We start from the raw sequence: 13,738 nt of genomic DNA on the forward strand, positions 1-13,738 counted from the left end.
ATTGCTTGGCCAAGCTGCAGGGCACGTATTGCCTGATGTAGCTCCCTTATTGGGTCACATATAACGCCGCTGTGACAGCATCAGAGATCATTTAGAAGTGTATTGAACGGAAAATATCCATGTAATGATTTCAGGACTCTATAGTAAAAAATATATAATGAACTAACGAATTTTACCATCTTTTTTATTGATTGTTCCAAAGAAAAAACGTCTGAACCTATTTAAAATAGGCACGGACCAGAATACAGACGACTCTAAAGGACAGAAACCTAGACCATGGGAAAAGGCCTCTCACCATATAGCGAATGGTTAAGAGGCCTTGGGCGTACATCACCTATATTTATTTAATAATTCTTCCGGGAGATGACAATAATCGTTCGGATATCTGGCTAAGCGATCCTGATGTTCTTCTGCGCTCCTCACATAGTTTGTTAGAGGCAATACTTCAACTACAATCTGTTCATCATCACTTCTCGAACGAAGATATGTCTTCGCTTCTTTTAAGTGTTCTTCCTTTTCACTATAGACGCCGGTTCTGTATTTCTCCCCGACATCCTGTCCCTGTTTATTCAAGCTGTACGGATCAATGATTTCAAAGAAATACCCCATCAATTCCCTAATGGTGACCACTGCCGGATCAAATCCTGTTTTGACACATTCGGCATAACCATCATAGTCGCCATCAGTTGTGTCAGATGCTCCATTGGCCCTTCCCGCTTCTGTAAACTGAACTCCGGGCAGGGTCTTTATAAAAGCTTGTACTCCCCATAAACATCCCCCTGCAAAATATACGGTTTCCATTTCGCTCTCCCCCTTATGCAGGAACTGACCACACACCCCAGACTGGGTTGTCTTACAAGTAATATCAAACTCTTCTAACTTCTTTCCTTATCCGATTATAACAGAACAATCTAATGAAAAAAGGCTTCCCAATAGCCGTTAAAACCACTGAGAATCCCTTAGTGGATTAGAAACAGTCATCATTACAGATATTAAAATGCATTTCAGTCCATTTACAATCCGATTAAGAATGGCTCAAAACGCTTTTTTTCCATTAGCGATGCATTATAATGCCAGGATAGACTTCTTGTCTGAGGAAGGGGATCGTTATTCATGAAAAAAATAATGTCTATATTAATGACCAGCTTTTTGGCTGTTGTTTTAGCGGCATGCGGAGGTAATGAAGAAAGTAATAAAGTGAAAAATGATGATAAAGCAGTAACAGCGGAAGCCGATCAGCAGAAGCAAATGGAAGACATGCAAAAGAAACTGGAAGAACAGCAAATCGATGATAAGAAAACCGTTGCCGTCGTGAATGATGAAGAAATTCTCGGCAGCCAATACAATAACGCTTTAGCCTCTTCACAGGGTCAAATGCAGCAAATGGGACAAGACCCCACTTCAAAGGAAGCTGCAGAGCAAGTAAAGAAACAAACCCTTGATGGCTTGGTCGGACAAACTCTTCTTCTTCAGGAGGCCGATAAAAAAGGCTATCAGGCTTCAGAGTCAGACATCAATAAGAAACTGGACGAAGTAAAAGGACAATTTAAAACTGAAGAAGAATTCGAAGCAGCTCTTAAACAATCCGGAATGGATATGAAATCACTTGAAGCACAAATATCCGAAGACATTCAACTTCAACAGTACATGGAAAAAGAAGTGCCGGTAGATGAAATCACCGATGAAGAAATTCAAACAACCTACGATCAATATGCGGAACAAGGCAAGGCTGCGAATCAGGAAGTACCAAAACTAGAAGAGATGAAACCACAAATCGAACAATCCCTTCAACAGCAAAAACAGCAGGAACAACTCGTTCAGCAAGTTGAAAAGTTGAAGGAAAATGCGAAAATCGATATCAAGATATAAAACACCAAGTAAAAAGAGGTCAGCCATTTTCCATGGCTGACTTCTTTCACTTTGTCTTCCACAGCAGACCATGATGCCCTGTACGATTTCTCAAAAGCCAATACGCCATCGCTTATGACTTTCTTAACGAAGATAGGTAAACCTCTTGTGCTGCTTTCACTCCGGCCCCAGGTTCAAATGGATATGAAAAGTCTTGTAATCCCGCTTCCATCAGAGATACTGCTTCGAGGATATCACTCGGGAAACAATATCCCATATGCCCAAACCTGAAGATTTTCCCCTGAAGAGGGCCAAGACCTCCGGCAAAGTCGAGGTGATACTTTTTCTTTAAATGAGAAATATAGCTTCCAAGATCAAGTCCCTCAGGAGTTCGGATTGCCGTGATGGTCGGTGATGCATATTCATCAGCTGTCAACAAGTCGATTGACAGTGCATTCATCGATTTTCGCACCATATTTTTCATCACTTCATGTCGCTCAACGGTTTTCGAAAATCCGCCTTCTTCATCGATCAAATCGCACACTGCTGAAAGACCCATAATCAGAGAAACTGCAGGAGTATTCGGGGTCATCCCTTTTTCATTCCACTCCCGGTAACTTAAAAGACTTAAATAATAAGCCGAAGAATCATTCGACTCGATCACTTTCCAAGCCTTGTCGCTGACTGCCAAAAGTGCAAGCCCTGGCGGAAGCATCATCGCCTTTTGTGAACCTGTCACTAAAATATCAATGCCCCATTTGTCCATTTCAGCAGGAGCCCCTCCGATTGCGCTTACACCATCGACGATAAAGAGAGCGTCCGAATGCTCGCGCACTGCTTCTCCCAGTTGTTCGACAGGGTTCAGTACTCCTGTTGACGTTTCGTTATACGTAGCAAAGACTGCCTTAATATTGGATAACGGTTTTAAAAAGTCCGCCAACTCTTCCTTCGTACAAGCTTCCCCCCACTTTTTTTGAAGCTTATGTACGTTGAGTCCATACTTTTCACAAATTGAAACGAAGTAATCTCCAAAAGCTCCAACCGTGACGACAACCACTTCATCACCCGGAGAAGTAATATTGGCCACAGCGGCTTCCATTGCTGCTGTCCCGCCTGAAGGCAGAAGCAGAATATCCTGCTTTGTTCCAAAAACCGGCTTCACGCGTTCCGTCGTTTCCCGGTAAAGCTTCACAAATTCCGCTGAACGGTGGCTGATCATGTCCTGTGCCATTGCCAGTTCTACTTTTTTAGGTATGGGTGTTGGTCCCGGATGCCTAAGGATGTTTGGATACATGTTTTTCTCCCCCTCATGTCTTTTTGAAAGCTCTCATTAATTTAAGCGGTTTTTAAAAAACTTCACTTCCACTCCTTTAACCCTAGCATAACCTTAAACTAAAAAGTTAGAAAACAGATAGATTGCGCCTTTTCTAGTTCAAACCTGGCTGGACGAAAGAAATAGGATGGAAAGAATTGATTAATCCCTAAACCAATGAGAAAGGCCTCTCACCAGTTCAGTGAACTGATGAAAGACCTTTTTCTTAACAGCTATATCAATGTTTAGAGGGCGATCTTACATCATGCCGCCCATGCCGCCCATGTCAGGCATGCCGCCGCCTGCTGCTGGCGGTTCCGGGATGTCTGCGACGACTGCTTCCGTTGTGAGGAAGAGGGCCGCGACGGATGCAGCGTTCTGGAGTGCGGAACGCGTCACCTTCGTCGGGTCGACGATGCCTGCATCGGTCATGTTGACCCATGTGCCGTCTGCTGCGTTGAAGCCTGTGCCGACTTCTTCGCGCTTCAGGCGGTCAACGACGATGGAGCCTTCGAGGCCTGCGTTGTTCGCGATCTGGCGGACCGGCTCTTCAAGCGCGCGGAGGACGATCTTGACGCCTGTTGCCACGTCGCCTTCAGCGCCTTCCTGGAGCTCAGCCACTTTGTTGTAGACGTTGACGAGTGCGGTACCGCCGCCGGAGACGATGCCTTCTTCGACCGCTGCGCGAGTCGCGTTCAGGGCGTCTTCGATGCGGAGCTTGCGCTCTTTCAGTTCTGTTTCGGTCGCTGCGCCAACTTTGATGACAGCTACGCCGCCTGCGAGCTTTGCAAGGCGCTCCTGGAGCTTCTCCTTGTCGAACTCGGAAGTGGTTTCTTCGAGTTGCGCGCGGATCTGGTTCACGCGAGCTTCGATGTTCGCAGCTTCGCCTGCACCCTCGACGATTGTCGTGTTGTCTTTTGTGACGACGACTTTCACCGCGCGGCCGAGCTGAGTCACGTCAGCAGACTTCAGGTCGAGTCCGAGGTCTTCTGTGATCACTTGGCCGCCTGTGAGGATCGCGATGTCTTCGAGCATTGCCTTGCGGCGGTCGCCGAAGCCAGGCGCCTTGACTGCGACTGCGTTGAACGTGCCGCGGAGCTTGTTGACGACGAGTGTTGCAAGTGCTTCGCCTTCCACGTCTTCGGAGATGAGAAGAAGCGGCTTGCCCTGCTGGACAACTTGCTCAAGAACAGGCAGGATTTCCTGGATGTTCGAGATCTTCTTGTCCGTGATCAGGATGTAAGGGTTCTCGAGAACCGCTTCCATCTTGTCAGAGTCGGAGATCATGTAAGGAGACGCGTAACCGCGGTCGAACTGCATCCCTTCAACAACGTCGAGTTCAGTCGTGAAGCCTTTGGATTCTTCGATCGTGATGACGCCGTCGTTGCCGACACGCTCCATCGCTTCAGCGATGAGTTCGCCGACTTCATCGTCGCCGGAAGAAATCGCTGCAACCTGTGCGATAGATTCTTTGCCTTCGATTTCAGTGGAGATGTTCTTGAGTTCCACAACAGCCGTCTCAACCGCTTTTTCGATACCCTTGCGGATGCCGACAGGGTTTGCACCAGCCGTGACGTTCTTGAGCCCTTCGCGGATCATCGCCTGAGCGAGGACCGTTGCAGTTGTCGTACCGTCACCTGCGATGTCGTTCGTCTTCGAAGCGACTTCGGAGACGAGCTTTGCGCCCATGTTTTCATACGGATCTTCGAGTTCGATTTCTTTTGCAATCGTCACGCCGTCGTTTGTGATAAGCGGCGAGCCGAATTTCTTTTCAAGTACTACGTTGCGGCCTTTAGGCCCGAGTGTGACTTTCACTGCGTCAGCCAGTTTGTCGACGCCTTTGAGCATCAGGCTGCGCGCATCTTCGTTGAATTTGATTTCCTTTGCCATCAGATAAGTCCCTCCTGAAATCGTTCTTGTTTATTTAAGAGTTTCATCCAAGCCTGGCTTAGCCGAGGATGGCCAGTACGTCGTTTTCACGGAGAATGAGGTATTCTTCCCCGCCGTATTTCACTTCAGTGCCGGCATATTTTGAGAAGATGATCCGGTCGCCTTCTTTTACTTCGAGATCGACTTTCGTGCCGTTGTCGAGGTAACGGCCGGTGCCGACTGCGACTACCTTGCCTTCTTGAGGCTTTTCTTTCGCGGAGTCAGGAAGTACGATTCCGCTCGAAGTCGTTTCTTCAGCTTCGATCAATTCGATGATGATTCGATCGCCCAGTGGTTTCAACACGTGAAACACCCTCCTCAATCTGATGTCGTTATTTGTCGTTTGTTAGCACTCATCATAGGGGAGTGCTAACACAGTTATTATAATAATGAATCCCTTTCCATTTTGCAAGCCGTAAGCAGAAAAGTTTCCGCTTTGAACTTTGTCTTCATACCCTCTACAATCATAGGGAGCACTCATGCTTCAGGAAAGGAATTTCCCAATGAAAAAAACCAATACTTCCCTTTGGATTTTCATCATCTATATCATTGCGCAGCTGTCATCGGTAATCGGACTGCCGATCGTGATCCCGTTCGTTTCCGACGGCAGGACGCGTGAAGAGGCTTTTGTGGCTGCTTCCGGCTGGTGGATGTTTATCGCATTCGGCATCACCACCATTGCGGCACTGATTCTCTCCAATAAGGACAAGCAGTATTTCAAGACGCCAAAAGGCAAGCGCTCCCCTCTTTGGGCAGCCATCGTCCTCGGAATGGCGGGGTTCTTCATGGTGCTGTTCGGCCAAGGAGCCGCCGGGATGATCGAGCAGCAACTCGGCATCGAGCCGGGCTCCGAAAACACGGCGGCACTCGTGACCGTTGCGGACATGGCGCCGGTCGCCATCATCGCGGTCGTGCTGTTCGCGCCGATCCTTGAAGAGTTCATCTTCCGCCGGATCATTTTCGGCGGGCTCGTCGATCGGACGAACTTCTTCGTTGCGGCAGCGGTCAGCTCGCTCGTGTTTGCGGCAGTGCATCTGGACTTCACACACATTCTCCTCTATGCCGCATCCGGCTTCATTTTCGCGTTTCTCTACCATGTAACAAAGCGCCTGATCACGTCCATCATTGCACATATGCTTTTGAACGGGTTTGTCATGGCAGTCCAGCTGAACATCGACAAGATTCAGGAGTTTATCGACCAGATGGAACGCATATCGAATATGCAATGATCGTAAAAAGCCGCAATTCCGGATATGGGATTGCGGCTTTTGTTGGGCTAGTGAACAAACCGGGATATTGGATTTAAAGACCTCGATTTCGTAGGATCCGGGCTCTCCGCCTGTCGGCTATCAACAAACAAAAAACGCCCCATGCGGTCATTCCGCATTGAGGCGTTCTTGCTGTTCCTGGAGGATGCGTTGCCGCTCCGCTTCCCTTTCTTCCTCCTGGCGCTTTGCCTCGGCTTTCAGGAACTTCTTGTAGCCGACGCGCGAGATTCCGACACTGATCTCATACAGGATGATGAGCGGCACTGTCGTGAACAGGTGGGAGAACAGATCCGGCGGCGTGATAAAGGCCGCAATGACGAACAGGACAAAGTACGCGTACTTGCGTACTTTCACGAGTGTCGCCGGATTCAGAATACCGAGCCGTGACAAAAACAGCAGAACGACAGGCAACTGGAAGACGATCCCGAACGGCACCGTAATCTGGAACAGGAAATTAAAGTATTCATTGATCCCGATCGTCTGCTGGATGTCCAGTGTATCCGACAAACTCGTCATAAATGAAATGACGTACGGGAACAGAAGGAAATACGAAAAGCTGATTCCTGCAAGGAACAGCAGGAAAGAGTACGGGATGTAGCTGAGCGTCACCCGCCGCTCCGTCTCAGACAGCCCAGGCGCGATAAACGCCCAGAGCTGGTAGAGGATGACCGGGGAAACGAGCACAAACCCGACGAACATGATGACCTTCAGATAAATGATCATCGGGTCGGCCACGTTGAAGGCATTCAGCGTGAACTGTTCCGCCTCATCGCTGTTCTGCAGGAACTGGATGACCGGGGGCGCCAGGAAGAATCCTGCCGCCACGGCAAAAATGAAGAAAACGACGATGATCATCAGCCGTTTTCTCAATTCTTCTATATGCTCAATAATCGAAAGTTGCTTTTCATTCATAACGATAACGTCCTAACGGGGCGCCATCACTTGGCGTCTTTCTGGTCGGCAGCTTTCTTTGTGCTGTCGTCTTCGTCGTCCACAAGGCCTTTGGTGGCGTTCTTGAATTCACGGAGCGAAGAACCGATCGCTTTGCCGAATTCAGGAAGCTTCTTCGGCCCGAAGATGATGAGTGCGACGATAGCGATGATGATCAGACTCAATGGACCTGGTGACATGACGGCACCTCCCTTGTTAATAGTTTAATTCTACACCAAATATACGGGAAACTCCATTTAATCAAATGGACGTTTGTGAATTCTTTTCGTCATTCCGGATGGCATAAAACAGCGCCTGCATCTCGACGGACAAATCGATCGAGTGGACACGGACGCCTTCCGGAACGTTCAGCCGTACCGGGGCGAAGTTCAGGATGCCCTTGACGCCAAGCGCCGCCAGACGGTCGGTCATGTCCTGTGCGGCCCGGGCCGGTACGGTGAGGACTGCCATCTGGACGCCGAAGTCCGGCAGCTTTTCCTCCAGCCGCTCCGGCCGGAAGATCGGAATGCCGTTCGACATCGTCCCTTCTTCTGCCGCATTGGGGTCGAACGCCACAACAATTCGGGTGTTGTGGTTTTTCTCGAAATTATATTTCAGAAATGCATTGCCGAGGCTCCCGACGCCGACAAGAGCGAGATTGACTGCCTCGTCCTGATCAAGCGTCTTCCGGAAGAATTCAAGGAGGCGCCGGACGTCATAGCCGTAGCCCTTCTTCCCGAGCGCTCCGAAATAGGAGAAGTCCCTCCGGATCGTGGCGGAGTCGATTTTCATCGTCTCGCTCAGCTCCTGGGAGGAGACCCGCTCCTTTCCCTCGTTGGCAAGCTTCTGTATGAAACGGTAGTAAAGAGGCAGACGCTTTGAGGTCGCCTGCGGGACCCGTTGAGTTTCATCTTTCATAATAGCCTCCATCAAAACCTTCCGTGCGTGAGCCGTTACCATCTTACATGAGCCCGCCATTCCTGTAAAGTCGCGCCGTTGCGCGGTCCGCCCCCTATCCAGTAAACTGTAGAAGAATAGGGGTGTAGACTATGATCGTCCTTCAAGTGAACAGCGTGACGAAATCATTTGCCGGGGAGGAGATCCTCTCCGGCGTTAAATTGGAAGTGCAGCACCGTGACCGTGTGGCTCTTGTCGGCCGCAACGGCGCCGGCAAATCGACGTTGCTCAAGATCATCACCGGTGAGATGAGCCGGGACGAGGGCGACATCATCATTCCGAAAGACGTCCGGATCGGCTACCTCGACCAGCACAGCGGGCTTGATTCGGAACGCACGATATGGGAAGAAATGATGACCGTATTTGAGCCGCTTTTTGCGATGGAGAGGGAACTCCGCTCGCTTGAGCAGAAAATGGCCGATCCGGCCGTCTACGGCAATGATGCCGAATACAAGAAAGTGATGGACGCCTACGACTCGCTGCAGCACCGGTTCGGCGAGGCGGGCGGCTACCAGTACGAATCCGAGACCCGCTCCGTTCTGCACGGCATGCGGTTTTATCCCGAAGACTACGGCAAAGCGATCCGGACGCTGTCAGGCGGCCAGCGTACAAGACTTGCGCTTGCCCGGCTCCTGCTGTCGAGACCTGGCCTCCTCATCCTCGATGAGCCGACCAACCACCTGGACATCGAAACGCTCAGCTGGCTCGAGAAGTATCTGCAAGGCTACGAGGGTGCGATTCTGATTGTCTCCCATGACCGCTACTTCCTCGACCAGGTCGTGACGATCGTCTACGAGGTCTCCCGGCGGAAAGTGACCAAGTACACCGGCAATTACAGCGCCTACCTGGACCAAAAGGCGAAAAACTACGAGCGCGACCGCAAGACATATGAGAAGCAGATGGATGAAAAGGCGAAGCTTGAAGCATTCGTTCAGAAAAACATCGCCAGAGCTTCCACGACGAAGATGGCCCAGAGCCGAAGAAAGGTGCTCGAGAAGACCGACTGGATGGACGCTCCTGAGGGCGACGAAAAATCCGCGGCCTTTACGTTCGGCATCGGCAGGAAAAGCGGCAATGATGTCATGGCCGTCCGAGACCTCTCGATCGGCTACAGGGATGAGGCTGTTTCCTCCCAGCTTGATTTCCGCGTCTACCGCGAAGACCGCATTGCTTTTATCGGTCCGAACGGCGTCGGCAAGTCGACGCTCCTGAAAACGCTGACCGGCCGGCTCCCCAAGCTTGCCGGCTCGATCGACCTCGGCACGAATGTGGAGTTCGGCTTCTATGACCAGGAACAGGCGGAGCTCACCGGGAACGGCACCGTTCTCGAAGAGATCTGGAACGATTGGCCGACCATGAACGAAAAAGACATCCGCACGCTGCTCGGCCGCTTCCTCTTTACCGGTGACGACGTGACGAAGCCTGTCAGCACGCTCTCGGGCGGCGAAAAGGCGCGCCTGGCGCTCGCCAAGCTGGTCCTTGAGAAAGCCAATACCCTTGTCCTTGACGAGCCGACGAACCACCTGGATCTCGACAGCAAGGAAGTTCTTGAAAATGCCCTGCTCGACTATCCGGGTACGCTTCTCTTCGTCTCCCACGACCGGTATTTCATCAACCGGATTGCGACGAAGGTCGTCGAGTTGTCTCCGGAAGGTGCTGAAGAATTCCTCGGTGACTACGATTACTATGTAGAAAAAAAACGGGAGCAGGAAGAGTTGCTTGCAGAGTTGGCGGCAGAACAGCAGGCAGGCCGTCCTGCCGTTCCGGCCAATAAGGCGAATGCTCCCCTTGACCGGGAAGCGCAGCGTGAAGAGCGGCGGCTCCGCCGCGCGCTCGCTGAAGCCGAGGAGGAAATGGCGGCACTTGAAGCGGAAATGAAGCGCCTCGAAGAAGAACTGAACCTCCCTGAACATGCGGACGACCATGTCAGGCTCCAGGAGATTCAGGAACAGCTGGACGGGAAATCCGTCCAGCACGAAGCCAGCATGGAACGCTGGCTGGATCTCCAGACGGAACTGGATCAAGATTAAAATCATCATATCGGAATGCATGATGGAAACTGCCGCGGATCACACTCTGCGGCAGTTTATTATTTTCAACAAATCTCTTAGAATTTCCACAGATTTATAAACAGGAGAAATCCCTGTATTACGGGATATTCACAAAGTTATCCACGTTGCCCACAGTTTCACTCAGAGTTTTACACACCCAATTGTGAAAAAGAGCGGATAACTAAGGCTGAAATCCACCTTTTATCCACAAGTTATCAACAACTGTGCATAAGTACAGATGTTCCCCCTTGACAGAACATGTCTCATACTGATGAAACAAGGAGAATCCGGCAAGACCGGACTCTCCTTGTTTTTCATCAATTATTTCATTGTCCAGGACAAAAGCTCCATTCCGGGCCGGCCGTTTAGTGCCATGTCGCTCCGGATGCCGGCCTCATACATGGAAGTGCCGGCTGCAGCAATCATTGCGGCATTGTCGGTGCACAGGTTGAGCGGAGGCACCGAGAAGCGGATCCCTTCCTTCTCCAGCGCCTCGCTCAATGCAGCGCGAAGCCCTTTATTGGCCGATACCCCGCCCGCTGCAATCACCTGGCGAACTCCCTTTTCCTTTGCCGCGCGGACCGTTTTTTCGACGACGACATCGATGACGCTCTCCTGGAAGCCGGCAGCCACACTCGCTGTGTCCACTTCCTGCCCCTTCTGCCGGGCATTATGGACATGGTTGATGACCGCCGACTTGAGTCCGCTGAAGCTGAAGTCGAATGAACCTTCTTCGAGACGTGCCCGCGGAAACTCGACGGTACCCTGTGCTTCATGGGCGAGCCGGTCGATGTGCGGACCGCCGGGATAAGGCAGGCCGAGCACCCGGGCGACCTTGTCGTATGCCTCGCCTGCCGCGTCATCCCGTGTCTCGCCGATCAGCTCAAACCTGCCGTCCCGCTCCATATAAACCAGCTCTGTGTGCCCGCCCGAGATGATCAGCGCGACCAGCGGGAATTCCATCCCGCCGTCCAGCCGGTTGGCATACACATGGCCTGCGATATGGTGGACACCGATGATCGGCAGCCCGTTTGCAAAAGCGAACGCCTTGGCGGCATTGACGCCGATCAGAAGTGCACCGACAAGTCCAGGACCTTCCGTCACAGCCACTGCGTCCAGATCTTCCGGCCGGAGGCCTGCCTGCTCCATCGCTTCTTCAATGACGAGCGTAATTTGCTCGACATGGAGACGTGACGCCACTTCCGGCACAACCCCGCCGAATCTCTTCTGGCTTTCGATCTGGGAAGCGACGACATTCGATAGAATCTCCCGCCCGTTTTTCACGACCGAGGCCGCCGTCTCGTCACAACTCGTCTCGATGCCGAGAATATGGATGTCATTCATCTTCATTCAGCTCCGTCCACATGACAATGGCATCTTCGCCATTGTCCGTATAATACCCGCGGCGGATGCCGCCTTCCTTAAATCCCAGCTTGCGGTAGAGTCCAAGTGCCGGCACATTGGATACCCTGGCCTCGAGCGTCATCGTACGGGCGCCTTTCCCGGCGGTCCGGCGCATCACTTCCCGCATGAGAGCCTCGCCGATCCCGTGTCCCCGGTACGAGGAAAGCACCGCAACATTCGTGATATGGCATTCGTCCAGGATAAGCCATGCGCCGCAGTAGCCGACAATCTCTTCTCCGTCCATGGCAAGCAGGTAGTACGCGTACTCGTTATTCAGCATTTCCTGTTCAAAGGCTTCCATTGTCCAGGGGGAGCTGAATGCATCCGTCTCCACCCGGTAGACCGCCGGCACATCCGCAAACTGCATCGGCCGGAATCCGATCACAAGGGATCCATCTGTGCTCATTTCTCCCGGGCCTCCCCGTTCGCCTTTTGCCAGTTGGCCTCGGCCTCGGTGATCCGGCGGTATTCCGGAACAAATGAATGGACAGTCTCAGGCTCTGCCTGTTGCGCTTCTGTGATAAGAAGAGAAGCCCTGGGAATATCCTGGGTAAAGTGCGCGCGCCGCCCAAGTTCTCCGAGCGCCTCGCGTAAAGCCTCTTCATTCTTTCTTGCTCCTTCACCGACGAACACGACCGGATTCCCTTCCTTCTTTAATCGGTCGAGAAGATCGGACAGTGCCATATGCCGGTCTTCCATCAGACATTTCAGCGTCCCGTCTTCCTGCCTGCGATAAAGCCCCGCATACACATTGCCCCTTCTTGCATCGATCATCGGGCTGATTGTGACGCCGTAGGTGAAGACATTCGAAGCGAGCACCCGCAGGCTTGAAACGCCGACAAGCGGCTTGTCCAATGTCCATGCGAGCGTCTTGGCGATTGTCACGCCGATCCGGACACCCGTATAAGACCCGGGCCCTTCGGAAACCGCAATCGCGTCTATGTCTGCCGGCTTTATGCCGGCTCTTTTAAACAGTTGCTCAACAGCGGGCATGGCACCCGCCGAATGGTTCAGCCCCATCGCCGAGTTCAGCTCCACCAGCAGCTCCCCGTCTCGGACGAGGGCCACTGACAAGGGCGCATTCGCAGTATCCAATCCGAGCCAGATCATCGCATAAGCTCCTTCATCATCGATTCATAGCGGCTGCCGGAAGCCTTAAACGAAAAGCGGCGGCCATTCTCATCCAGCCTGCGGATCTCGATGTCCAGCCGCTCCTCCGGCAATTCCTCTTCTATATACTGTGCCCACTCCACAACGCTCACCGCATTCCCGTAAAAAAGTTCATCCCATCCGAGATCCTCTTCGCTGTCCGCGAGGCGGTACACATCCAGGTGATTCAGCGGCAGCCGGCCTTCATACTGCTTCAGGATGGTGAACGTCGGGCTGCTGACGGTCCGTGTGATACCGAGCCCTTTTGCCAGCGCCTGGGTAAAGGTCGTCTTGCCCGTCCCGAGGTCACCCTCCAGCGTAATCACCTCTCCGCCCTCAAGCAGAGAAGCAAGTTTTTCGGCCAGCCCGGCGGTTTCTGCCTGCGACTGGACGTCGATTGTTTGATTCATGCTTTGGTCACTCCATCTTCTGTAGCCTTTGCTTTCCCAAGTTTAAAGGATAAAGCGGGTAAATTGTAGTGTTTTGCAAGGTGAGGTTAGCATGGGAAGGGATTCATTACTTTCAGGAACAGGGACAGACACGTGCTTTTCATGAAAATGACGATCCGTCCGTTGAAAGTGACGAATCGTACTCTGAAAGTGATGAATCGCATCCTGAAAGTGACGAATCATCCGTTGAAAGTGACGAACCCGATGAAACTTCCCGCCAGTCACCATAAAATGCCGCCTGGGGTCCCTCTTACAGGTATAAGCGCTCATAGATTTCTATGGGCGCTTATTGCCGTTCTATGAGCGCTTGTGCATATTCTAAGAGCGCTTGCGGGTCTTCTACGAGCGCTCGCCGAGTTTCTATGAGCACTTCCTGTGAATAGTCCTTCGGACTGTTTTTCACGCATAAAAAAACCGCCTCCATAAGGAGACGGCCTTGTG

14 protein-coding genes are annotated in these 13,738 nt (G+C 51.8%); 3 read left to right on the plus strand and 11 right to left on the minus strand.

The window, feature by feature from the left end; all coding sequences use genetic code 11:
- Positions 1-330: 330 nt before the first annotated feature.
- The gene (locus tag DZC51_RS01400; RefSeq protein ID WP_157293566.1) at positions 331-801 is read right to left on the minus strand and encodes a peptide-methionine (S)-S-oxide reductase; all 471 of its coding nucleotides are present in this window, start codon (positions 799-801) and stop codon (positions 331-333) included.
- 312 nt (positions 802-1,113) lie between these two features.
- On the opposite strand from DZC51_RS01400, the gene DZC51_RS01405 reads away from it, so the two are divergent.
- Complete coding sequence (locus DZC51_RS01405) at positions 1,114-1,869, plus strand: SurA N-terminal domain-containing protein (RefSeq protein WP_157293567.1); 756 nt, start codon at positions 1,114-1,116, stop codon at positions 1,867-1,869.
- Positions 1,870-1,981: 112 nt separating this feature from the next.
- Here DZC51_RS01405 and DZC51_RS01410 read toward each other — a convergent pair whose 3' ends face one another.
- The 3 genes from DZC51_RS01410 to groES all read right to left on the minus strand — a co-directional run bounded on the left by DZC51_RS01410 (position 1,982) and on the right by groES (position 5,393).
- A complete protein-coding gene (locus DZC51_RS01410; protein WP_157293568.1) occupies positions 1,982-3,142 on the minus strand; it encodes a pyridoxal-phosphate-dependent aminotransferase family protein in 1,161 nt (386 codons plus the stop codon).
- Between the two features lie 276 nt (positions 3,143-3,418).
- Positions 3,419-5,050 carry a chaperonin GroEL gene (gene groL, locus DZC51_RS01415; protein WP_157293569.1) on the minus strand — a complete coding sequence of 544 codons (1,632 nt, stop codon included), beginning with the start codon at positions 5,048-5,050 and terminating at the stop codon, positions 3,419-3,421.
- Between the two features lie 58 nt (positions 5,051-5,108).
- Positions 5,109-5,393, minus strand: coding sequence for a co-chaperone GroES (gene groES, locus DZC51_RS01420; RefSeq protein WP_157293570.1), 285 nt, complete (start codon positions 5,391-5,393; stop codon positions 5,109-5,111).
- A gap of 199 nt (positions 5,394-5,592) precedes the next feature.
- Between groES and DZC51_RS01425 the strand changes: the two genes are divergently transcribed.
- A complete protein-coding gene (locus tag DZC51_RS01425) occupies positions 5,593-6,318 on the plus strand; it encodes a CPBP family intramembrane glutamic endopeptidase (protein WP_157293571.1) in 726 nt (241 codons plus the stop codon).
- A 147-nt stretch (positions 6,319-6,465) separates the two neighbouring features.
- On the opposite strand, the gene tatC is transcribed toward DZC51_RS01425, so the two are convergent.
- The 3 genes from tatC to DZC51_RS01440 all read right to left on the minus strand — a co-directional run bounded on the left by tatC (position 6,466) and on the right by DZC51_RS01440 (position 8,205).
- Positions 6,466-7,269: a twin-arginine translocase subunit TatC gene (tatC, locus tag DZC51_RS01430; RefSeq protein ID WP_157293572.1), complete on the minus strand. Its 804-nt coding sequence runs from the start codon at positions 7,267-7,269 to the stop codon at positions 6,466-6,468.
- Between the two features lie 26 nt (positions 7,270-7,295).
- Positions 7,296-7,487, minus strand: coding sequence for a twin-arginine translocase TatA/TatE family subunit (tatA, locus tag DZC51_RS01435; RefSeq protein WP_157293573.1), 192 nt, complete (start codon positions 7,485-7,487; stop codon positions 7,296-7,298).
- Between the two features lie 61 nt (positions 7,488-7,548).
- Entirely contained in the window at positions 7,549-8,205 is a 657-nt protein-coding gene (locus DZC51_RS01440) for a redox-sensing transcriptional repressor Rex (RefSeq protein ID WP_157293574.1), read from the minus strand.
- Positions 8,206-8,336: 131 nt separating this feature from the next.
- Here DZC51_RS01440 and DZC51_RS01445 point away from each other — a divergent pair, with 131 nt between their 5' ends.
- Positions 8,337-10,274: an ABC-F family ATP-binding cassette domain-containing protein gene (locus DZC51_RS01445; protein ID WP_157293575.1), complete on the plus strand. Its 1,938-nt coding sequence runs from the start codon at positions 8,337-8,339 to the stop codon at positions 10,272-10,274.
- 342 nt (positions 10,275-10,616) lie between these two features.
- On the opposite strand, the gene tsaD is transcribed toward DZC51_RS01445, so the two are convergent.
- The 4 genes from tsaD to tsaE are packed head-to-tail and all read right to left on the minus strand — an operon-like array spanning position 10,617 to position 13,258.
- The gene (tsaD, locus tag DZC51_RS01450; RefSeq protein WP_157293593.1) at positions 10,617-11,639 is read right to left on the minus strand and encodes a tRNA (adenosine(37)-N6)-threonylcarbamoyltransferase complex transferase subunit TsaD; all 1,023 of its coding nucleotides are present in this window, start codon (positions 11,637-11,639) and stop codon (positions 10,617-10,619) included.
- Positions 11,632-12,105 (minus strand): ribosomal protein S18-alanine N-acetyltransferase, encoded by a 474-nt coding sequence (rimI, locus tag DZC51_RS01455; protein ID WP_157293576.1) that lies wholly within the window; start codon positions 12,103-12,105, stop codon positions 11,632-11,634. The genes tsaD and rimI overlap by 8 nt, the downstream gene beginning before the upstream one ends.
- Positions 12,102-12,809, minus strand: coding sequence for a tRNA (adenosine(37)-N6)-threonylcarbamoyltransferase complex dimerization subunit type 1 TsaB (tsaB, locus tag DZC51_RS01460; protein ID WP_157293577.1), 708 nt, complete (start codon positions 12,807-12,809; stop codon positions 12,102-12,104). Before tsaB ends, rimI begins: the two co-directional genes overlap by 4 nt.
- The gene (gene tsaE, locus DZC51_RS01465; RefSeq protein ID WP_157293578.1) at positions 12,806-13,258 is read right to left on the minus strand and encodes a tRNA (adenosine(37)-N6)-threonylcarbamoyltransferase complex ATPase subunit type 1 TsaE; all 453 of its coding nucleotides are present in this window, start codon (positions 13,256-13,258) and stop codon (positions 12,806-12,808) included. Before tsaE ends, tsaB begins: the two co-directional genes overlap by 4 nt.
- Between the last annotated feature and the right edge of the window lie 480 nt (positions 13,259-13,738).

Origin of the sequence: Bhargavaea sp. CC-171006 (assembly GCF_009761675.1) — a bacterium.
GTDB classification, from domain to species: domain Bacteria; phylum Bacillota; class Bacilli; order Bacillales_A; family Planococcaceae; genus Bhargavaea; species Bhargavaea changchunensis.